Source organism: Kribbella speibonae (assembly GCF_004331375.1).
GTDB classification, from domain to species: Bacteria; Actinomycetota; Actinomycetes; order Propionibacteriales; family Kribbellaceae; genus Kribbella; species Kribbella sindirgiensis.
Map to the genome: position 1 here is coordinate 1,367,606 of NZ_SJKC01000003.1, position 20,812 is coordinate 1,388,417.

General features: G+C 66.5%; 22 protein-coding genes and 1 pseudogene. 15 read left to right on the forward strand and 8 right to left on the reverse strand.

What is annotated here, in order from left to right:
* Positions 1–483: 483 nt before the first annotated feature.
* A pseudogene (locus E0H92_RS45260) lies at positions 484–668 on the forward strand (DUF6444 domain-containing protein); the annotation flags it as partial.
* 233 nt (positions 669–901) lie between these two features.
* Here the strand turns inward: E0H92_RS45260 and E0H92_RS27705 are convergent.
* Positions 902–2,341 (reverse strand): NAD-dependent succinate-semialdehyde dehydrogenase, encoded by a 1,440-nt coding sequence (locus E0H92_RS27705; RefSeq protein ID WP_131498246.1) that lies wholly within the window; start codon positions 2,339–2,341, stop codon positions 902–904.
* On the reverse strand, positions 2,338–3,678 hold the full coding sequence (gabT, locus tag E0H92_RS27710) for a 4-aminobutyrate--2-oxoglutarate transaminase (protein ID WP_131498247.1): 1,341 nt from the start codon (positions 3,676–3,678) through the stop codon (positions 2,338–2,340). The genes E0H92_RS27705 and gabT overlap by 4 nt, the downstream gene beginning before the upstream one ends.
* A gap of 86 nt (positions 3,679–3,764) precedes the next feature.
* Here gabT and E0H92_RS27715 point away from each other — a divergent pair, with 86 nt between their 5' ends.
* On the forward strand, positions 3,765–5,216 hold the full coding sequence (locus E0H92_RS27715; protein WP_238173633.1) for a PucR family transcriptional regulator: 1,452 nt from the start codon (positions 3,765–3,767) through the stop codon (positions 5,214–5,216).
* Between the two features lie 250 nt (positions 5,217–5,466).
* Here E0H92_RS27715 and E0H92_RS27720 read toward each other — a convergent pair whose 3' ends face one another.
* Both E0H92_RS27720 and E0H92_RS44310 read right to left on the reverse strand, forming a co-directional pair.
* The gene (locus tag E0H92_RS27720; protein WP_131498248.1) at positions 5,467–6,879 is read right to left on the reverse strand and encodes an NAD(P)/FAD-dependent oxidoreductase; all 1,413 of its coding nucleotides are present in this window, start codon (positions 6,877–6,879) and stop codon (positions 5,467–5,469) included.
* Positions 6,880–6,897: 18 nt separating this feature from the next.
* Positions 6,898–7,062: a hypothetical protein gene (locus E0H92_RS44310; protein ID WP_165550052.1), complete on the reverse strand. Its 165-nt coding sequence runs from the start codon at positions 7,060–7,062 to the stop codon at positions 6,898–6,900.
* A 244-nt stretch (positions 7,063–7,306) separates the two neighbouring features.
* On the opposite strand from E0H92_RS44310, the gene E0H92_RS45815 reads away from it, so the two are divergent.
* The 11 genes from E0H92_RS45815 to E0H92_RS27770 all read left to right on the forward strand — a co-directional run bounded on the left by E0H92_RS45815 (position 7,307) and on the right by E0H92_RS27770 (position 15,711).
* Positions 7,307–7,501: an FAD-dependent oxidoreductase gene (locus E0H92_RS45815; protein ID WP_420843841.1), complete on the forward strand. Its 195-nt coding sequence runs from the start codon at positions 7,307–7,309 to the stop codon at positions 7,499–7,501.
* Between the two features lie 148 nt (positions 7,502–7,649).
* Positions 7,650–8,849, forward strand: coding sequence for an MFS transporter (locus E0H92_RS27730; RefSeq protein WP_131498249.1), 1,200 nt, complete (start codon positions 7,650–7,652; stop codon positions 8,847–8,849).
* A gap of 334 nt (positions 8,850–9,183) precedes the next feature.
* Entirely contained in the window at positions 9,184–9,603 is a 420-nt protein-coding gene (locus E0H92_RS27735) for a thiolase family protein (RefSeq protein ID WP_131498250.1), read from the forward strand.
* Positions 9,600–10,358: an SDR family oxidoreductase gene (locus E0H92_RS27740; protein WP_131498251.1), complete on the forward strand. Its 759-nt coding sequence runs from the start codon at positions 9,600–9,602 to the stop codon at positions 10,356–10,358. Before E0H92_RS27735 ends, E0H92_RS27740 begins: the two co-directional genes overlap by 4 nt.
* Entirely contained in the window at positions 10,355–11,026 is a 672-nt protein-coding gene (locus E0H92_RS27745; protein ID WP_131498252.1) for an HAD family hydrolase, read from the forward strand. Before E0H92_RS27740 ends, E0H92_RS27745 begins: the two co-directional genes overlap by 4 nt.
* The gene (locus E0H92_RS45270; protein ID WP_238173612.1) at positions 11,023–11,184 is read left to right on the forward strand and encodes a hotdog family protein; all 162 of its coding nucleotides are present in this window, start codon (positions 11,023–11,025) and stop codon (positions 11,182–11,184) included. Before E0H92_RS27745 ends, E0H92_RS45270 begins: the two co-directional genes overlap by 4 nt.
* Complete coding sequence (locus E0H92_RS27750; RefSeq protein ID WP_238173613.1) at positions 11,181–12,194, forward strand: phosphotransferase family protein; 1,014 nt, start codon at positions 11,181–11,183, stop codon at positions 12,192–12,194. Before E0H92_RS45270 ends, E0H92_RS27750 begins: the two co-directional genes overlap by 4 nt.
* Positions 12,194–13,426 (forward strand): acyl-CoA dehydrogenase family protein, encoded by a 1,233-nt coding sequence (locus E0H92_RS27755; protein ID WP_131498254.1) that lies wholly within the window; start codon positions 12,194–12,196, stop codon positions 13,424–13,426. Before E0H92_RS27750 ends, E0H92_RS27755 begins: the two co-directional genes overlap by 1 nt.
* A 93-nt stretch (positions 13,427–13,519) precedes the next feature.
* Positions 13,520–14,641 (forward strand): flavin monoamine oxidase family protein, encoded by a 1,122-nt coding sequence (locus E0H92_RS27760; protein WP_202873883.1) that lies wholly within the window; start codon positions 13,520–13,522, stop codon positions 14,639–14,641.
* Positions 14,642–14,652: 11 nt separating this feature from the next.
* Positions 14,653–14,910, forward strand: a complete 258-nt coding sequence (locus E0H92_RS45580; protein WP_275670105.1) for an FAD-dependent oxidoreductase — start codon at positions 14,653–14,655, stop codon at positions 14,908–14,910.
* Between the two features lie 18 nt (positions 14,911–14,928).
* Complete coding sequence (locus E0H92_RS27770; RefSeq protein WP_131498257.1) at positions 14,929–15,711, forward strand: LLM class F420-dependent oxidoreductase; 783 nt, start codon at positions 14,929–14,931, stop codon at positions 15,709–15,711.
* A gap of 298 nt (positions 15,712–16,009) precedes the next feature.
* Here the strand turns inward: E0H92_RS27770 and E0H92_RS27775 are convergent, their stop codons facing one another.
* On the reverse strand, positions 16,010–16,534 hold the full coding sequence (locus E0H92_RS27775) for an MFS transporter (RefSeq protein ID WP_165550054.1): 525 nt from the start codon (positions 16,532–16,534) through the stop codon (positions 16,010–16,012).
* A gap of 1,009 nt (positions 16,535–17,543) precedes the next feature.
* On the opposite strand from E0H92_RS27775, the gene E0H92_RS27780 reads away from it, so the two are divergent.
* Positions 17,544–17,990 carry a pyridoxamine 5'-phosphate oxidase family protein gene (locus E0H92_RS27780; RefSeq protein ID WP_131498259.1) on the forward strand — a complete coding sequence of 149 codons (447 nt, stop codon included), beginning with the start codon at positions 17,544–17,546 and terminating at the stop codon, positions 17,988–17,990.
* A 224-nt stretch (positions 17,991–18,214) separates the two neighbouring features.
* Here the strand turns inward: E0H92_RS27780 and E0H92_RS27785 are convergent, their stop codons facing one another.
* Positions 18,215–18,484 (reverse strand): hypothetical protein, encoded by a 270-nt coding sequence (locus E0H92_RS27785; protein ID WP_131498260.1) that lies wholly within the window; start codon positions 18,482–18,484, stop codon positions 18,215–18,217.
* 8 nt (positions 18,485–18,492) lie between these two features.
* Between E0H92_RS27785 and E0H92_RS27790 the strand changes: the two genes are divergently transcribed.
* Positions 18,493–19,074, forward strand: coding sequence for an AMP-binding protein (locus E0H92_RS27790; protein ID WP_131498261.1), 582 nt, complete (start codon positions 18,493–18,495; stop codon positions 19,072–19,074).
* Between the two features lie 129 nt (positions 19,075–19,203).
* On the opposite strand, the gene E0H92_RS27795 is transcribed toward E0H92_RS27790, so the two are convergent.
* Together E0H92_RS27795 and E0H92_RS27800 are read right to left on the reverse strand one after the other, a co-directional pair.
* The gene (locus tag E0H92_RS27795; protein ID WP_131498262.1) at positions 19,204–19,686 is read right to left on the reverse strand and encodes a MaoC family dehydratase; all 483 of its coding nucleotides are present in this window, start codon (positions 19,684–19,686) and stop codon (positions 19,204–19,206) included.
* Between the two features lie 427 nt (positions 19,687–20,113).
* A complete protein-coding gene (locus tag E0H92_RS27800) occupies positions 20,114–20,716 on the reverse strand; it encodes an NUDIX hydrolase (RefSeq protein WP_202873850.1) in 603 nt (200 codons plus the stop codon).
* Positions 20,717–20,812 lie beyond the last annotated feature (96 nt).

The window sequence follows — 20,812 nt, forward strand, 5'->3', positions numbered from 1 at the left end:
TGTGCCGCGATCGCGTTCGCTTGATCGGCACCCACCGGAGCTCGACGCCGGCGAAGACGTCGGCCTGCGGTCGGAGTCGAAGTCAATGGCACGCGTGTCTTGCGCGGCGCCGAAGCGGGGTCTACGATCTAGCCCAATTTCGGGCTTCCGTACTCAAATCCCGGCTGTGCCTCACGAGATTGTCAGGCAGCACGTCGGATCCGGCAAGTGTGTTCGAAGGGCGGTCCCAATGACGGGGCTCTCGAAAAATGCATGAACCCTAGGTGTATTCGTCTCGCGTCAAACCGTCCTTCCGCCGTAAGTTAAAGGACCGGGCTGGAGCGGCACATGCATCAGTACCGAGGCCACGACGTTGTGAATGGTCAGGTCTTCTGCGCGCCTGGTTGATCTCCGCGGCGGGCTGTTGATCATGGTGCAGTCTTCGCTGGTTCGCGTCCGTCGTATGAGGAGCTTGCTGCTCTGGTCGCGGCGCAGGCTAAGTGGATCGCGCAGCTTGAGGTCGAGGTCGCCGAGTTGCGGCGGCAGTTGGGGCAGAACTCGCGGAACTCGTCGAAGCCGCCGTCGTCGGATTCGCTGTTCGTCAAGCCCGCGCCGCGCTCGTTGCGCGGCAAGCGGGCGTAAGACGGGCGGGCAGCAGGGGCATCCGGGGTCGACGCTAGCGCAGGTCGCCAATCTGGACGAGACGTTGGGGCGCGAGCCGGGCCGGTGCGAGGGGTGCGGCGAGGACTTGGGTAGGTGCGCCGGAGGTGGTCATGGAACGACGCCAGGTGTTCGACCTGCCGCCGGTCCGCCGCGGCGATCCGGTCCCGCACCCGCGTGGTGAACGACCAGGCCATCCATGCGTTGTGCAACGTCCACCTGCCGCGGAGGCACACAGGTCGTGACCAGCGACCCGCTCCGGTCACATCGAGTCGATGCTGAAGTACTGCGTTTCCTGGAACTCGCGGAGGCCGTCGCGGGCGCCTTCGCGGCCGAGGCCGCTTTGCTTCACGCCACCGAATGGTGCGGACGGGTCGGAGATAAGTCCGCGGTTGATTCCGACCATGCCGGCTTCGGTGGCCGCCGCGATCCGGAGCGCGTCCTGGAGCCGTCCTGCGTAGACGTACGCCGCCAGGCCGTACTCGGTGTCGTTGAGCTGGTGGAGCAGATCGCCCTCGTTGTCCCAGGCAACGACTGGGGCGACCGGCCCGAAGATCTCCTCGGTCAGGATCCGAGCGTTCGGCGGGACATGGGTCAATAGAGTTGGAGCGACGTACCAGCTGTCGGCCGGTGCCGGCGCCTGATGGCTGATGACGGCGCCTTCGGCGACGCTGCCTGCGACGAGGGCACGGACGTCGTCGGCCGCCTTCGCCGTGATCATCGGCCCGACCTGGGATGCGGGATCGGAGGCGGGACCGACCCGGAGCGATTGGATGGCCGCGCCGAAACGCGCCACGAATTCGTCCGAGACGGCGGCATGGACATAGAAGCGGTTCGCTGCGGTGCAGGCTTGGCCACCACCGCGGAACTTCGCGATCATCGCGCCTTGTACGGCTGCCCTGATGTCTGCGTCGGAAGTGACGACGAAGGGCGCGTTCCCGCCGAGCTCCATGCTGGCGTTCACGACTCGGCCGGCCGCCTGCGCGAGCAACCTGCGCCCGACTGCCGAGGATCCGGTGAAGGAGATCTTGCGAACTCTGCTGTCGGCGAGCCAGGTACTGACGATGCCGGCTGCGTCCGTGGTCGGGACGAGGTTCACGACCCCGTCCGGCACACCGGCCTTGGCGAGCAGGCGCGCGATCGCGATGGCCGTCAACGGTGTCTCTGCGGCAGGCTTGAGCACGACTGTGCAGCCGGCCGCGAGGGCGGGGGCGATCTTGCGGGTCGCCATCGCGGCGGGGAAGTTCCACGGCGTGACAAGTGCCGCAACACCGACCGGCTTGTGTGTGACAACCGTGTGCGCAGCTCCTGCGGGAGCCGTGCCGTACGAACCGTCGGTGCGCACCGCTTCCTCGGCGTACCAACGGAAGAACTCGGCGGCGTAGGTGACCTCCGCTCGTGCGTCGGACTGGGGCTTGCCGTTTTCCGCGCAGATGAGTGCGGTCAGCTCGTCGGATTGCTGGACCAGGAGTTCGAAGCAGCGCCGCAGGATTTCGGATCGTTGCCGCGGCGCCGCAGCGGACCACTCCGGAAATGCTGCGGCGGCCGCGCTGACTGCGGCAGTCGCGTCGAGCGCCCTTGCGTTCGGAACCTCGGCGATCGCATTGCGCGTGGCTGGGTCGTAAACCTGGAAGGTCGCGTGGCGTGAGCTACCGCTGTTGATGGCGAGGTCGAGATCGGCGATCAGCGTCTGGATGGTCATCGGATCTCCCGGAAGATCTCGGCCAGTACCTCGAGCCCCTCGTGCAGAAGGTGGTCGGGCATGGACAGGGGCGGCAGGAAGCGCAGTACGTTGCCGTAGGTTCCGCAGGTCAGCACGACAAGGCCGCGGGAGTGCGCTGCCGCCGCGACACGTTTGGTCAGGTTGGCGTCAGGATCGGTGGTTCCCGGCGATACCAGTTCGAGCGCGATCATGGCGCCGCGGCCTCGGACGTCACCGATCCGGTCGTCCTCCGCTCGCAGAACCGACAGTTGCTCGAACATCGTCTTACCGATGGCATCGGCCCGATCGGCCAAGCTGTCGCGCTCGATGGTGTCGACGACGGCGAGAGCGGCCGCACACGCGAGCGGATTGCCGCCGTAGGTTCCGCCGAGGCCACCAGCCTGAGGTGCCTCCATGATCGCGGCGCGGCCGGTCACGGCCGAGAGGGGGAGGCCGCCGGCGATGCCCTTGGCCGTGACGATCAGATCGGGCACAAGTCCCTCGTGATCGCAGGCGAACATGGTGCCGGTACGCGCGAAACCAGTCTGGACCTCGTCAGCGACGAAGACGACGTCGTTCGCGCGGCACCAGTCGAGCAACGTCGGCAGGAAACCGGTGGCCGGGACGATGAACCCGCCTTCGCCCTGGATGGGTTCGACGACGAGAGCGGCCAGGTTGTCCGCGCCGACCTGCTTGTCGATCACGTCGATCGCCCTGCGGGCCGCGGACACACCGTCAAGGCCACCGTCGCGGAACGGATAGGACAAGGGGGCTCGGTAGATTTCCGGAGCCAGCGGCCCGAAGCCGCTCTTGTACGGCGCGCTCTTGGCCGTCATCGCCATCGTCAGATTCGTCCGGCCGTGGTAGGCGTGGTCGAAGGCGACAACGGCCGGTTTGCGAGTGAAGGCGCGGGCGATCTTCACCGCGTTCTCCACCGCCTCGGCGCCGGAGTTGAACAGAGCAGTCCGTTTCTCGTGCGCACCCGGTGTGATCCGGTTGAGCATCTCGGCGACGGCGATGTAACCGTCGTATGGCGTGATCATGAAGCAGGTGTGGGTGAAGGCGTGGACCTGATCGGTGACCGCGGACACGACGCCTGGTGCGCTGTTGCCGACAGTGCTGACCGCGATCCCGGAGCCGAAGTCGATCAAGGAGTTGCCGTCGGCATCGACCAGTACACCGCCACCCGCCGCGACGACGTACACCGGCAACATCGTGCCGACGCCTCGCGCCACGGCACTCAGTTTTCGCGCATGGATCGCCTGTGAGGCGGGTCCGGGGATCGGTGTGATCAGACGTCGTTCCTGGGGCAGTGTCGGCCCGCCTACTACGGTCATGGCGGTGACGCTAGGAGAGTCTGTACCTGCCGTGATAGGGCAGCAATGCACAATCGATCCTGGCTACGATGTGCATTGTGGTCACCATGGCGGACGTCCTCGATCAGCACCAACTGCGGCTGACCGCACTCCATCTACCGGCGCCGCACGAGCCAGTGCGGTGGGTGGCAACCAGTGAGCTGCTGGACCCCGGACCGTTCCTGGAGGGATCAGAGCTCCTGCTCACCACCGGTCTCGAAACCAAGGGCTGGCGCTCTGAGTGGGACGCGTACGTCGGGCGACTCGTGGAGGTTTGTGTCGCGGCGCTCGGAATCGGTACTGGTCTGACCCACGCCAGACCTCCTCGAAGCCTGGTGACCGCCTGCGAGCGGCATGGACTCAACCTGATCGAAGTGCCGCGCGGAACCACGTTCGTCGCGATCAGCCGGCAGACCGCGCAATTGCTCGAGGAATCGGAAGCCAAAGCCAGCCGGGCCGGCTTCGAACTCCAGCGGCGGCTGACTGCGGCGGCGACACGTCCTGATCCCACTGTCTCGATCCTGAACACGCTGGCGCGACTCTTGTCCGGCGCGGCATGTACCTTGTCCACCACCGGCGAAGTGCTGGCCGGTCCGTTCGGACCCGAGTCCCTACCGATTGATCAGATCGTCGTGGAGATCGAGCGCATCAGGCGCCATGGGTTACGCGCGGCAGCATCCGTCGCCGGCGTCGCCGTTCAACCGCTCGGACTCACTGGACGTCCCTCGGCGTACCTCGCCGCACTCGTCCCCGGACCACCGACCGACGGATCACGTAGTGCCGTGACCACAGCGGCCGCCCTGCTCAGTCTCATCGCCCAGCAAGAACGCAGTCGAACCGAGTCCCGGCGGCTCCTCCACGCCAAGGTTCTGCAGTCGCTGGTCGAGGGGGACCCTGGCACGGCTCAGTTGCTCCTCGAGATTGAGCCTGCCGGATCGCGTCTTGCTGCGACGATCCGGATGATTCGAGCTGCCGGCACGGTCCAGCAACTCGACGACGCACGATCCCAGCTGGACTCGCTCGGCGTCGTCACAGCGGGCGATGCCGAGCTCAGTGCCGCAGCTCCGGCAGATCGCGCGGAGCGCGTTGCCCGGCAACTGGTGGGGTCCGGCCTGCTGGTCGGTCTCGGCGAGACCACCACTCTGGCGGACGCTCGAACAAGCCACTACACCGCTGGCATCGCGCTTACACAGGCGACGGAAGCCGTGCCGTACGTCCCGTGGGAAGGCATTCTCGGCGAGGGCCTCCTGACCCTGATCGCACCTGAGACCGCGGCTGCGTTCGCCTCCTCACTCCTCGGCGGCCTGGATCTCGTGCAACTGACCACGCTGCGGTCGTTCCTCCGTCATCATGGCGCGGTCCTCAAGGTCGCCGACGATCTGGGAATCCATCGCAACACCGCCCGCAACCGCCTGTCCGCAATCGAAACCACCATCGGCGGTTCCCTGGACGACCCCCAATTGCGAGCCACCGCATGGCTGGCCATCCAGGCTCTGCCCCGCCGGTCGACGCCTTCCTAGCAACCTTCTTCCGGGCCTTGGTCGCCCGCGCAGGCAGCCGCTTCAGGGGTCGTCGAGCCGCCGAACTTCTACGCCTCTGTCCGGAACCAGACGTCGCGCCGACGCTGCCTCGTGATCGAACCGACGTGGCGTTGCTGGCTCCCCCGGCTTCGCGTGGTCGCGCATGTGCGCTGAAGCTCCGACACCAGTCGATCATCCATGCTACGCAGCGACACTCCGGAAATGCCGGGAAGCTCACGAGCGCAGCGGGTCAGGAGTCGAAGCCGAGGCCGACCCGGTCGAGGATTCGGAGGTAGGCGTTGCGCCGTCCCTCCTGGTGATCGGCACGGTCGAGTGACCAGCGGGTGAGGTTGATTCCAGCGGTGGCGAACGGCTCGGGCGGGAACGGCAGCGGTCGCCGCCTGACCATCTCGAGTTCGGTGCGTTCGTTGCGCTCGCCGGACAGCAGGTCCAGCAGGACGTTCGCGGCGAATCGGGTGGCGCCGACCCCGAGACCGGTGAACCCGGCGGCGTACGCCACCCGGTCTCGACGGGCCAGACCGTAGAAGGCCGCGAACTGGGTGCACGTGTCGATGGCACCGGCCCAGCGGTGCGTGAAGCTGATGTCGGAGAGTTGCGGGAAGGTGGCGAGGAAGTGTGACGCGAGCTTCTGGAACGTCTCCGGTCGTTCCTCGTACTGCGGTTTCACCTTGCGGCCCGCATGGTAGATCGCGTCGTACCCCCCGTAGAGGATCCGATTGTCCTTTGTGAGACGCGAGTAGTGGAACTGGTTGGCCAGGTCTGCCAGACCCTGACGGTTCTTCCAGCCGATCGACGCCATGTGATCCGGACTTAGCGGCTCGGTCATCAACACGTAGTCGTAGACCGGCACTGTCATCAGCCGGTTGCGGCGCAGCAGCGGGCTGAAGACGTTCGTTGCGAGGACGACGCGATCGGTGGTGATCGTCGCGGTCTCGGTGTGAACGATGGCTTGGCCTGAGCGCGGCGTTTGCAGATCGGTGACGCGAGAGTTCTCGAAGATCTCGACACCGAGCTCGGTCGCCACCCGAGCGAGTTCGAGCGCCAGTCGCGCGGGCTGCAGCATCGCGCAGTACGGATCGCGCAGTCCACCCAGGAAGAGCGGGCTGTTGATCTCAGCACCGGCTTCGCCGGCTGTGAGCCGGTCCGGGACGTTCGCGAGCCACGCGACCTGATGCTCCTCGACAGCGACCCGGAGCGTTCCGTTCCGCTCCCAGTGACAGTCGATTCCGAACTCGGCGACATCGCGCTCGAACTCGTCGAGGTTCTGTCGGCCGAGCCGCTCCAGTGTGTCGAACTCATCGGGCCAGCGCGCGCGGCCGTTCTCGTCTCCGTGCGTGAGAGACGCTTCGCAGAAGCCGCCGTTGCGCCCGGAGGCGGCCCACCCCACGGCCTCGGCCTCGACGAGGACGACATGCTGGCCGGGGTTTCGCCGCTTGGCGAAGATCGCCGTCCACAGTCCGAGGAATCCGGCGCCGACGACTGTCAGGTCGGCCTGCGCGGACTTCGTCAGTTGCGGGAAGCGTGCTGCCGCCCCGGCTTCTTCGCGCCAGAAGACCACCGGTTTGCTGTCGGCGAGCGCGCGCCGCACCAGACCGGGATCGGGAGCGTTCCGCTCGTAGGACGTCTGCTGTCTGGTCGCCATGGTGTCGTCTCCCGGAGGTCAGAGCAGTCGGCCGGCCAGGTCGCGACCGACCCGGATCGCCCCGTCGACATGCTGGAAGCCCAGTCCTGGCGGGTCGCTGGTACCGAACACCAGCGGTCCGACGGACTCTGTGATCTGGCTGGAGTAGCGGGTCAGTACTGCCGACTCCGAAGCTGGTGGCATAGGCGCCCGCGGTCCACTCGTCCGCCGTCCACTGACTTTCGTAGTAGACGAGTTGGCTTTTCGCCTGCTCCCCGCAGTAGCAGCCAGTGAGTCGAGGACGCGCGAACGCCGTACGGCCTCGTCGAGCGCGAGCAATTGGTCAGCTCGTACGTCGGATACGAAGCCGACCAGTGTTCCGTGGGGGTCGCCGAAGTTCGTGTTGTCGTACGCCTCATGCACCAGCTGGTAGGGACTGAAGGCCGGTCTGACAGCCGCGACCGTATTGGCAAAGGCGGGTAGGTCGGTCGTTGTCCTGGAAGCGCGCGATCGCGTCGGCGGACCGGTGACTCCAGCGCCGCTCACCGCGACGTCGACGTCTGACGTAGCAGCGGCGGTCGCGGACATGGGCCCATGCTCCCGGGCGACCCAGAGGTTGTCAAACACCATTTATACAACGTAACTTCTATCAAAGTGCACGTGTAGCTCGCTCGGCTCTGACGTGCTGAGCAGGTGGTCAGTTGCCAGGAGCGATCTGGACCTGTTTGACCTTCCAATGGAGGAATAGCGTGCCGGGAAGTCGCCTCCGAGCCGTCTTCGCCGTGTCGGGGATGCCCTCGCTCTACGTCTCGACGTTCCTTGCTCGACTGGTGGGTTCGAGCGGCCCGATGCTGATCACGCTCTATGTGGTGACGACACTGGACCGTTCCTACTCACAGGCCGGGTGGGTCACCAGCATCCTGGTCATCGGCCTTGGTGTCGGTGCCCCATTGGCAGGGTGGGCGCTCGACCGAGGCCGCGGTCGACTGCTCGTGGGTGTCACAGCGGTGGTCGAGGCCACCTTCTGGCTGTTTGCCGGCCATCTGAGCTACCTCGCCCTGCTGTTCGTCGCAGTAGCCACGGCAGCGTTTCCGCTACCATCCCACACCCTGCCGAGGTGGACTATCGCCACGCGGCTCGACGAGCGAACCCGCCAAGCCGCGTACACCGTGGATTCGATCTGCAGCGAGGCAAGTTACATGGTCGGCCCGCCAGCCGCCGTTCTCCTTGCCAGCAGCTGGGGCGCTCGCCCGGTGCTTGCCGTTCTCGCCGGTATGACCGTACTGGTCGGCATCATCTATCTGGCGCCGGCGGGGATGACACGTGTTCAGCCTGGCCGACCCGCTGGTGGAACGCCAGTGGCTCCGTCCCAGCCGGAGCCGCAAGCCCGCTCTGCGATGCGGGCCGCGATGGGACCGTTCATAGTTGTGGGCGCTGCAATGACCTTGCTGGCAGCCACCGAGGTCCTTCTCATTGCGCTGATGCGATCGCGGAACGAGATGGACCAGCTCGGCATCGTGGTTCTCGCCTGGTGCGCATCCTCCATCGTCGGCGCGCTGATATTCGCCGTGGGCGGCTTGAAGGGAGGCGCCACAGTCCTGCTCGGCGTAATGGCCCTCTGCAGCATGTTGATCGGCTTGGCGTCGTCGTGGTGGCAGACCGCACTGCTGCTAATACCGTCGGGCTTCCTGAATGCGCCAGTACTCGCTGCCTCGTCGGAATGGCTCACCCGGGTCGTGCCGCCCTCGCTTCGGGGGCGATTCACAGGCTGGCACACACTGGCTCTGACGATCGGACTGGCCATCGGGGCACCCGCTGGCGGTCTGCTCGCGGATCACGTCCCGCTTTGGCTGTCGTTCTGCCTGCTCGGCCTGGTCGGGCTACTCGCTGCGCTCACCGCCGCGGCGCTTTCGCCAGCGGGTCGGCAGAGTACGGCGTCGTCTACCCGCTCCGACCCGCCGAGCGGACCAAACGCTAGAGACGTCGCTTAGGTCAGCTGCCGGGTGTAGTGGCATCGGTGAGTTCGGGCGCCTCGTCGGCCGGCCCGCTTGGGACCGGCCTTCTTGCGTGTACTGGTTGACTCCCCACGCGACCGCTACCCGCGCTCCTACCATCGCGTGCTCGCAGCCGCTGCCACCCGCCCGCTTCCTTGCTTGGGCCGGAGTTGTTCGGAATCGCGAACGTCTGGCGATGACCGTGAGGGCCGCCTTCCGTAGCTCCGGCAAAGGACGTTCCCAAAAGATAGACGCTGTTGTATAAAGGCTGTATGACAACCTCGTGCTCTGGGTGAATGAGCGCGTGACAGACCATCAAGGAGTCGGTCGAATGCTCCAAGCCGTCATCGTTGCCACTGCCCGTTCGCCGATCGGTCGGGCCGGTAATGGATCGCTGAACGAGAGGCGGCCGGACGATCTAGCCGTGCAGATGGTGCAGGCTGTGCTGGCGAAGGTCCCCGAGCTGGCTCCGAGCAGCATCGCCGACTTGATCCTGGGCTGTGGCCAGCCGGCTGGCGCGGCTGGCAACAACCTGAGCAAGCCCGAGGCTCGCGACCCGATCTTTGCCTCCGCGGAAATGATCACCGAGAAGCGTGCGGGGGTGGGGCGGCGGACTGGCACGACCCGCGGACAATTGGCGCGCTGCCGGACCTCCGCATCGCTACAGTGGCACGACAAGCGGATCGGCATCGAGTCCATGTGCGTCGGCGGTGGCGAGCGGATGGCGATGGTCCTGGAGCGACTCTCGTGAGTTCACGGCTTGCCGGGAAGACCGCGATCGTCACGGGGGCTAGCCGCGGTATCGGTCTGGCCGTCGCCCAACGTCTGGTCGACGAGGGCGCCCGGGTCGTCGTCACTGCGCGCACCAAGGAGACGCTCGCCGAGGCCGTCGCGCTGCTGGGTGGCACGGACCACGCCCTGGGCGTGGCGGGCAAGGCCGATAATCCGGCGCACCAGGACGAGGCGATCCAGCAGGCGATCTCGACGTTCGGAAGTTTGGACTTCCTGGTCAACAACACGGGTATCAACCCGACATACGGGCCGATGGTCGAACTCGACCTCGGCGCGGCGCGCAAGGTCGTCGAGGTCAACTGCATCGCCGCACTGTCCTGGGTGCAGAAGGCGTATCGCGCCTGGATGAAGGAACACGGGGGCGCGATCGTCAACGTCTCGTCGCTGTCGAGCATCCGAGCCGCGCCGAACGTCGGCTTCTACGGCGCGACAAAGGCGATGCTGAACTCGATAACAGAGTTGCTCGCTGTGGAGCTCGGGCCGAACATCCGGGTCAACGCGGTCGCCCCAGCCGTCGTCAAAACGAGGTTCGCCACCGCGCTCTACGAGGGCCGCGAGGACGAGGCCAGTCGCGCCTATCCGCTCAAGCGGCTCGGGTTGCCGGATGACATCGGCAGCGTGGCGGCCTTCCTGCTCTCGCCCGACTCGGGCTGGATCACCGGCCAGACGGTTGTCGTCGACGGTGGAGTGAGCCTCACCGCGGGTGCGGAGTGACGGTCGACGCGGTCCTCTTCGACTACGGCGGGGTGCTCACCAACCCGGTGAAGCACTCGATCTCCGCGTGGGTGGCGACAGACGGGATCGAGCCCGCTTCGGTCGCACGCGTCCTGAGGGCCTGGCTCTCGCGCGATGCGCCGGACGGCACTCCGGTGCACCGGCTGGAGACAGGCGAGTTGCCGGTGGCGGAGTTCGAAGCGCTGCTCGCCGCGGAGCTGACGACCGTCGACGGCCGCCCGATCGAGCCGCGTGGCGTCCTCTCCCGGCTCTTCGCTGGGATGCACCCCGACCCGGCCATGTTCGCCCTAGCGGCGGAGCTGCGTGACCTCGGCGTCCGGGTCGGCCTGCTGTCCAACAGCTGGGGCAACACCTACCCGCGCGGGCGAATCGACGCCCTCTTCGACCCGATCCTGATCTCTGGCGAGATCGGGCTGCGCAAACCCCTTGCGCCGATCTACGAGCTGGCGGTAGGACGGCTCGGTCTCCCGGCCGGGCGGGTGCTGTTTATCGACGACGCGGAGCCGAACGTGCTCGGTGCCCGCGCTGCCGGCCTGCGGGCGCTGCTGCACGCCGACGCCACCAGCACGCGCGCGACATTGGCCCAACTGCTCCCGGGCCTGTCGCCGGAACCCCAGAGCGCTCGAGCCGACAGGAGCCTGCCATGATCGCCGCGAGTTGTGTCGCCATTGTCACCAGAGCCGAGCTCATCTCGGTCGATCCGGGATGCGGCGGCTGCCTGATGGCCGCCCGGGTGATCATCGAGCGAGAAGGCGGCGACAAGGCGGCCTGCGTGGTGGACACCGTCAGTGTGCTGGTGCCGTGAGCGTTCCGGGACTCGACATCGAACGACTCGGCTCCTGGCTGCCGAGCGCTGTGCCCGGCGCGGGGAGCGAGCTCACCGCCACGCTGATCGCGGGCGGCAACTCAAACCTGACGTATGAGGTTACTGACGGCGCCGGAATCTGGATCGTCCGCCGACCGCCGCTGGGGCACGTGCTCGCGACCGCACACGACATGGCGCGGGAGTACCGAGTCATATCCGCTCTTCGGCCGACGGGTGTGCCGGTTCCGCGTGCCTTCGCGCTCTGCGAGGACGCCGACGTGCTCGGCGCTCCGTTCTACGTGATGGAGAAGGTGACGGGCAGACCGTACCGGTACGTCGCCGACATCGCGTCGCTCGGGCCGGAGCGCACCCGCGCGATCTCGGAGTCGCTGGTCGACGTACTGGTGAGGCTTCATGACGTCGACCCGGCAGCGGTCGGTCTGGCCGATTTCGGACGCTCCGATGGGTTCTTGAAGCGGCAGGTCAGGCGCTGGAAGAAGCAGCTCGACGCGTCGTACACCCAGGAGCTGGCTGCCGCCGAGGAGCTCCATGCCCGGCTGGCCGCGGACATCCCGACCGAGTCGGCGACCGGCATCGTGCACGGCGACTACCGGCTCGACAATGCCCTTGTCGATGAGTCCGATCGCCTCGTCGCGGTGATCGACTGGGAGATGGCCACCCTTGGCGACCCGCTGACCGACCTGGCGCTGATGGTTGTCTACGGCCGACTCGCCGACGCGCTTCCCGGCAGAGTCGCCGACGTAACTTCGGCACCCGGTTACCTGTCCGAGCGCCAGGTCGTCGGCCGCTACGCTGCCGCCAGCCCGCGCGACATGTCCCGGTTCGGTTTCTATCTGGGGCTGGCCTCGTTCAAGCTGGCCGTCATCCTTCAGGGCATTCATTACCGCTACGTGCAGGGCCATGCCGTCGGTGCGGACGTCAGTCATCTCGGCGAGGCGATCGAGCCACTGCTCGAGGGCGGACTGACAGCAATCAAGGAGGACAGCTGATGGATTTCCAGTACGACGCCAGGACTGAGGCTCTCAGCGCGGAGCTGCTTGACTTCATGGCTACGCACGTCTATCCGGCCGAAAAGGTTGTTCACGAGCAGCTCGCTGCGCTGGAGGATCGGTGGGCCTGGGATTCGGTGCCGGTGCTGAGCGAGCTGCGCGCCGAGGCCCGGAGGCGCGGGCTCTGGAATCTCTTTCTGCCGGGCGAACACGGCGGCGGACTGACCAACCTGCAGTACGCACCGCTCGCCGAGATCGCCGGCCGCAGCGCGCACCTCGCACCGGCCGCGATGAACTGCTCGGCGCCGGACACCGGGAACATGGAGGTGCTCACGCTCTTCGGGACCGACGAGCAGAAGAAGCAATGGTTGGAACCACTCCTGGCCGGCGAGATCCGCTCCTCGTTCGCGATGACCGAGCCCGACGTCGCCTCCTCCGACGCGACCAATATCAGCACCCGAATCGAGCGCGACGGCGACGAGTACGTCATCAACGGACGCAAGTGGTGGATCACCGGGGCGATGAACCCCAACGCGCGCATCTTCATCGTGATGGGCAAGACCGACCCGGCCGCGGACCGGCACCGGCAGCAGTCGATGATCCTCGTACCGCGGGACATGCCAGGCGTCGAGATCCACCGCGGCATGCACGTTCTCGGCTACGACGATCACGACCACGGTGGACACGCCGAACTGTCGTTCACCGACGTCCGGGTGCCGGTCGGCAACCTGATTGCCGGCGAGGGCGACGGATTTGCGATCGCTCAGGCCAGACTCGGCCCTGGACGGATCCACCACTGTATGCGCAGCATCGGCGTCGCCGAACGCGCGATCGAGCTGATGTGCGACCGCGCGGAGGAGCGGATCGCTTTCGGCAAGCCGTTGGCCGAGCAAGGGGTCATCAGGGACTGGATCGCGAAGTCCCGGGTTCGGGTGGAGCAGCTTCGGTTACTCACCCTCAAAGCCGCGTGGCTGATGGACACGGTCGGCAACAAGGGTGCGCACACCGAAATCCAGGCGATCAAGATCGCCGCCCCGGCCACCGTGCAATGGATCCTGGACAAGGCGATCCAGGTGCACGGCGCCGCCGGCCTTTCGCAGGACTTCCCACTGGCGAACGCCTACGCGAGCATCCGCACGCTGCGCTTCGCCGACGGGCCGGATGAGGTCCACAAGAACGCCCTCGCCCGCGCTGAGCTCCGTCGCCGGCGAGAGGCACGGCGCCCAGCCTGACAAGCTGTTGGGAGTTCTGGCCTCCCGGCCAACGTATGAAGTCTGGCGGAGCGCGAGGAGATGTTGTAGTAGTTGTATTACGCCTCTTGTATTATGCTTCCGAAGCGGTCGCGCGAACCACGACGAGGAGGTCCGGTGCCAAGCCGAATCAATGCTGACGTCGCGGTCGTCGGTGCTGGTATCTCCGGCCTCGTAGCGGCGAGACACCTCCACCAGGCGGGAGTCGACGTCTGTGTGGTCGAGGCCTCCGATCGGGTCGGCGGCCGGCTGCTCAACGCTGAGGTCGCACCGGGCATCGAACTCGAAGTGGGCGGCCGTTACATCGGCGGCGAGGAACACGTCCGAGCCCTGGTGGAGGAGCTGGGGGCGAAGACCTTCGACCACTACACGTGGGGCGGAGACACGGTCTGGCACCTGGGCGGAGTGAGGACCGTGGGCGGCGACTTACCGATGTCAGAGGCGTCGCGACACAGCTACAAACAAGCAATCGCTGACCTCGATGCACTGGCCGCCCAGGTCTCGCCACGAGAGCCGTGGAACGCTCCTGCCGCCGCAATGCTCGATCAGGTCACCTTCGAATCCTGGCTCTTGGAGCATGTTCCCGACGAACGGGCCCGATGGGCGGTTCTGCTCGACCTGATCATCGCCTTCGTGACCCCGCCCTGGCGTGTCTCGTTGCTTCATGTCGCGGCGACCATCGCAGCAAAAGGGGGAGTCGCGACAGATCTCGGTCCTGTGCGTATCGTCGGCGGCGGCTCCGGCCTGTGCCAGACAATGGCCGAAGAGTTGGGGGAGCGGGCTCATGTCGGATCGCCGGTCGAGCGGATCGAATGGGGCGCCGGCGGCGTCACGGTCCATTCCCGCGATGTGGTGCTCCGATGCCGTCAGGCCGTCGTGGCAATGAGTCCGGCCGACGCACACTGGATCAGCTACGAGCCCGGCCTCCCGTGGGATCGCGACCAGTTCCACCGGCACTTCCAGATGGGGTCCGGCGTGATCTCGCTCCTCGTCTACGGCACACCGTTCTGGCGCGAGGAGGGTTTGTCGGGCGCGGCAGCGACTGACCTGCCCGCGGGTGGACACATCGACGACAGCTCGCCGGAGGACGGGTCGATCGGCGTCCTCAACAGCTTCGTCTGTCCCCTGCCGGAGGGGGTGCCATGGGAACCCCGCGGGGAACGCTCGACACGCCCGAGCTTCGCCGGAAGGCGCTGACCGTAGCGGCGGTGGCGGCGTTCGGTAGCCGAGCTGCCGACCCGGTCAGATTCGTGGAGAAGGACTGGATGAACGAGCGTTTCATCGCGGGCGTTCAAGCCGCTGTACCGCCCGGACTCATCACCGAAGCGGGGTCTTCGATGCTCACCTCGAAGGGGCCGCTTCACTGGTGCTCGAGCGAGCAGGGCACTCGATGGGCGTTGACCATGAACGGCGCGGTCGAATCTGGCGACCGGATCGCCGCCAACATCATCGAACTCATCAAATAGCATCGAGGAGCAGAAGCCGTGACCACTCCCGCGCGTCCGGTCCGTATCGGACTTCATGTGCTACCTCAGCACGCCGACTACGCCGCGATCCACGACACCGTTCGCCGCGCCGAAGACATGGGCGTTGACGTGATATTCAACTGGGATCACTTCTATCCGCTCTACGGCGAGCCGGACGGCAAGCACTTCGAATGCTGGACGATGCTCGGCGCCTGGGCCGAGCAGACAAGCCGGGTAGAGATCGGTGCGCTGGTGAGCTGCAACAGCTATCGCAATCCCGACCTGCTGGCTGACATGGCTCGCACCGTCGACCACCTGAGCGGTGGGCGGCTGATCCTCGGTATCGGCTCGGGTTGGTTCGAAAAGGACTACATCGAGTACGGCTACGAGTTCGGTACGGCGGGCGGCCGATTGGACCAGCTCGCCGTCGACCTGCCGCGTATTGAGTCGCGGTGGACCAAGCTCAACCCGGTGCCGACTCGCAAGATTCCGGTGCTGATTGGCGGCGACGGAGAAAAGAAGACCCTGCCCATGGTGGCCCGGCACGCCGACATCTGGCACTCCTACAGTGACGTGGACACGCTTCACCGCAAGACCGAGATCCTGCACCGGCACTGCGCCGACGTCGGCCGCGACCCTGCCGACATCGAAGTGTCGGTCGGCGCACCCGAGGCCGACCCCGCACAAGCCGGTCCAGCCCTCCTCGATGCCGGCGCGACTCTGTTCACGGTCGGTGTCGATGGTCCTGACTACGATCTTACCGGACTGCAAAGCTGGGTGAACTGGCGTCGTTCGCTCTGAGGCCGCCACCGTCACCGGGCTGCGGGCATGGCACCCGATCCTGCTCTGCGACTGGTGGCGCACTTGACCCAGATCAGAGTCCGTTGACCTCGGGTTCGATCGACTTCTCCCACGAGAGCGCCGCTACCACCACCGCCAAACAGCCGCCTGCCATCAAGGCGACATAGAGCACGTTCAGCTCGTGCTGGAGGCCAAAGCCGGCTACCGCCGGCCCGACGATCCCGCCGGCCTGGGCGGCATCATGAGCATCTCGCCAAAAAGCGAACGCGATGACGAACAGAAAGAACCCGAGGTCGGCTCAGCCCGTTGCCGGAAACATGCCCGTCGCGGCCCAGCATGCCCACGCGCCGGCCCAAATGACGCCGAAGCTGACGATGACCCGGGTGCGGCGGAAACCATCGATCCTGCGGACAACCCAGACCTGCAGGCTGCCGATCCGCAGCGTGTTGACGCCAAACGCGAAGCCGACGGTCCGGATCGAAATCTCACTTACCTCTCGCGCGAACACCGGGATACCCGACTGGAGCTGACCGTAACCGATGAAGGTCACGAAGAAGGTCAGCACGCAGAGCCAGACCATCCCCGGCGCGTTGAGCGCTTGAGGGCCCGAGCTGGTGCCGGTCTGCTTGGGGGGAGCGGACCGTTGGGGGCGCATGCCTCTCAGGGCCCGAGAAGGGACAGCGGCGGCACTCATCATCAGAGCGGCGTTGGCGAGGAAGATCGTGACGAACGTGACGGTCCGGTGGGCGTCCAAGTACAACCCGCCGATAACTCCTCCGAGTCCCCACATGAGGTTCGCCAGCGCGAAATTCAACGCATACATGGCGCGACGTCGTGCCCGGTTGTGCTCGACGGGATGAGCGCGTTCCGCGACGGCAGCGACAGCCCAGTGGTGAGGCCGGCCAGCGTCAGCCGCAAGCCGCAGCGATCGGCGTGGCGGCAAAGGTCATAGTGATCGTGGCTCCGCACATGGCGACGGTTCCGGTAAGCAATGCTGCCCAGGCTCCGAAGCGTTCGATGAGCCGCCGCGCGGAACCGTTGCTAGCAGCCCGGCGACCCCAGTCATCATGACGAGCAGGCCGGCAGTCGCAAGTTCGACGTGACGCACCTCGTGCAGGTAGGTCATGAGGAACGGCTGTGTCATACCCGTGCCCAACGCCTGCACGGCAAGCACGGTCGTCAACCGCCGCGTCTCGCCGGATAACCGCCCGACGAGACGGAACGACCGCAGCGGGTCGTGGCAGCGGTCGGCACATGACGTCGCTTACGTTCGTGGGAACAACAGGACTTGCTTATCGTAGTACGAACGTTGTACAAAGGTCGATACCGAAAGCCGCTAACTCGAGCAGGTGCGCTGATGAGTGCAGGTACCTCGGATCTCCGGCCAGTGGTGTGGCCGAGCGATCCCGTGCCGACCTGGAGGTGTCCCCGGACGTCGGTGACTGAGGTGCTCCATGAGGGAGAGGCCAGATTCCCGAACAGTGCCGTGTTGCTCACGGTCCGCGCCGAGCCCTGGCCGAGGATCTGGATTTCGCCGGGCAGCCCGTGTTGACCGGCGATATGGCGTTCGGCGGCCCGTCGACGCACGTTCACATGAAGCTTCAGGGCATGCACCCCGGCGGGACGACTTGTCGGACTCCCAGGGGCCGCTCTGCCCTTACCTGGAAGGCTGGCGGGCGGCTGCAGCTCGCGCTGTATGACAACGCCTACCGGGGCCAGTCCGGTAACTGCCTCCTGCAGCACAAGCTTTCCACTACCCAAGGCCCGCGGCTCGGTGACCCGAACGGGTACCGAACTTGACGTGCCGACGATCGACGTAAGCGAGTGATGAGATGCCTTCGCTAGTCATGACCCTCGAAGAACGCCAGGCGTTCCTGGCTGAATCGCACATCGGCGTGCTCGCGGTAGAGCGCGCCGGACGGTCACCGCTCGCGGTGCCGGTCTGGTACGACTACGAGCCCGGCGGTGAGGTGGTGATCTGGATAGCACGCGGCAGCGTGAAGCACAGGTCGATCAGCCAGGCCGGGCGGTTCAGCTTCCTGGTGCAGCAGGAGGAGCCGCCGTACAAGTACGTGACTGCCGAAGGGCCGGCAGTCATCGACACCGAGCCGCCTGCTCGCGCGCAGGTATTGAAGATCGTGCGCCGTTACGAATCCGAAGACGAGGCGGCGGCCTACCTGGACAGCGCACCTGAAGATGCCGCGATGATTCTCGTGCGGATGCGTCCGCAGAAGTGGCTGAGCACCGACTACAGCAAGGAAGCGGCCGCCGAGTCATAGCGGCACGCGGTGTTCGCCAGCGATCCACTTCCTCGGCGAGACGCACGAGACTGCCTGCATAGTGGCGAGCGCACCGGAGCATGAGGAGTGAGTTGTCGATGGGACATCGCTCGATCCCCAAGCGGGGACGGTGACGATGGTGAGAACGAGGGGATCAACGACCTCAGCACCGACGATCGGGAGGAGCATCGAGCCGACGAGCTGTACGCCACCGACCCGCAGGTTCACGACGCGCGGCCACCGGCAAGCGGGGCCGACGCGTCCAGCGACCCGGAGGTGTCGTTCCCGCGGATGATCGAGACGCCGATGACCAACTGTGCGGACCGGCCCGTCCTCGGCGAACGCGCCAGGGAGGTGGTCACCGATCCAGCGACCGGCCGCTCGCCCTTACGACTGCTGCCTTGCTTCGACACGATGTCGTCGACCGACGGGAGAAGGCGGCGGCCGCCGGCCGCCGGCTTGGTGAGCAGGGCAACACGATCACCTTGGAACACTCGCCGCCGTGCTCGACTGGTGCGCTTCCCTGCCGGCCGCGCCAGAACCCCCTGCGGACCGCGACCGGCTGAGCTACACCTCAGGCAGCACCGGCACGTCCCAAGGGCGCGATGTACCCGACTGGCTGGCCGCGCGACTGCGCGGCCAATACTCGCCGGCAGGGGACAACCCGCCCGTCATCGGCATCGACTACGTGCCGTTGAGCCACATCTACGGCCGTGAGATGGCGATCGGCACCATCATGCAGGGCGGCGCCTCGTACTTCGTGGCGAACAGCGACATGTCGACGCTGTTCGAGGACATCGCCCTAGTCCGGCTGACCGAGTTGCAGCTGGTGCCGCGCATCTGCGACATGATCTGCCAGCGGTTCCTGAGCGAGGCGGACGCCAGCGCCACCCACTCCGACAGTCGGGCCGCGATCGAGAACGATGTGAAGACCGACCTGCGGGAGAGGTTCCTAGGCTGCCGGATCGCGCGGGCCGGGTGCGGCTCTGCGCCGCTGTCGGCAGAGCTGCGCACCTTCCAGAGCGCGGAGAACACCGCGGCCGGGTCGTCGCGCCGCGCACCAGGGCCCGCTCGGTGGCGGTGAGCCGACCCGCGGCGGCCGGAGTGATCGCCGACGTACCGCCAGCCAGCAGGAGTCCCGCGATAGGTCAGGGTCGTCCGGGAGTAGGGACCAAGCTGATCGCACGAAGCCCCCGGACCGCCCGGCCGTCCTCTATTGCCTCCTGAGTTGCAGGCGGCCGACCTTCTCGGCCACGGAAGCTGGCTTTTCGCTTCCTTCGGTCTCGACCGTGACCCGGTCCACGAGTTCCCACCAGCCGTTGCCCTTTTCTTCCACGGAAACGAGCTCAGCGGTCGCGCGAATGCGGCTACCAACGGGCACCGGAGATGGGAAGCGCACCCGGTTCCAGCCCATGTTGACCCCGACTTCGACGTCCGCGTCGTCGAACACCTCCCCGTTCTCGATGGCCTCCACCAACGCGTCGATCATGCTGAGCGTCAGGTTGCCGTGCGCGATCGTGGTGCCGAACGGGGACTCACGCTTTGCGCGCTCGGGGTCCACGTGAATCCAGTAGTGGTCGCCGCTGAGGTCTGCGAAGGTATTGATCTCTTCCTGCGTGACCGTGCGCCAGGGCGACGGCCCGCGGCCGATACCGATCGCCTCACGCAGACGTGCGATGGGGTCTCCTGAAGTCATAATAAAAAGCATGTCACAAAAAAAGCCACGTCGCAATCCGCCGGTCCCGGCTGTCGGTGTCCGGTGCCGCTCTGGCAGACGAGCGACAAAGCCTCCGGCTGGCTGTAGGGCTCGTCCTGGGCGGGAGCTATGAGAATCGCCCCGCCACAGCGTCTCGGCGAGCGGCGCGAAACGTAGCGATCTGCCGCCGCGGATGGTCGCCGGAATCCTTCAGATGACCTTCGTGCCCAAACCGCCGGTGCGGTTGATGTCCAGCATCTTGCGTCCCGGCGTGAGCCTCGCGTCCGCGGCGCCTTTCGCAAGGGCAGCGATCTCATCCCCCCTTGCTCAGAGATGTTGCTACGGACACCGTCTCGCCTAGCGCGGCGAACGCAGTGCTCGACGCCCACCAAGACGTACCGAGTCGGTGTCCGCATCCATGTCGAAACTACTGCATCGCGAAGGCTGGTTGCCTGAGGTCGGCAACCCGTATCGTCCGGCCCCGCAGCGCGACCTCCGCGAACTGCCACAGGATCGCACCGGTCGGTGCGTAGACGACCATGTCGTGGCGCAGCGGGTATTGAAGCAGTTCGTGGCCCGAATCGTCGCGCACCCAGCGCGGCATGCCGGCGGCGACCAGCCGCGTCAGCCCAACCCGATGGAGGGAATGAACCTCATCGGCGTTGCGCCTCAGCCGCGAGGTGGTGGCGGCGAACATCACTACTGGGGTGATGATGAAGCCGGTCCCGGTGAGGATGTCATCGAGCGGACCAACGACGTCGGCACGCTCGAGACCGACTTCCTCGAACGCCTCGCGGAGCGCCGCCGTCGCGGCGCGCTCGCCGGGCTCCACAACGCCACCAGGAAAGGCCCACTGACCGGCGTGACGTCCCCTATTGACACGCTTGATGATCAGTATCGCCGGGTTCGTGTCGGCGTCGAGCAGCGCGATCGCCACGGCGGCCCGGCGGCGGCCGCCGGTCAGTCGGATCCGGCGTCGCTCGAACCGCCGCAGGTTCGAGCGCACGAGCGACCGCAGCTCGTCACCCAACGAACCACCCCACCGGTCGCCACCCGGTGGCGCAGCCGGCGGCGGTGGGATGTCGACCGCCCGCACCGACGCACCTTCTGTCCGCGCATCGTCTCG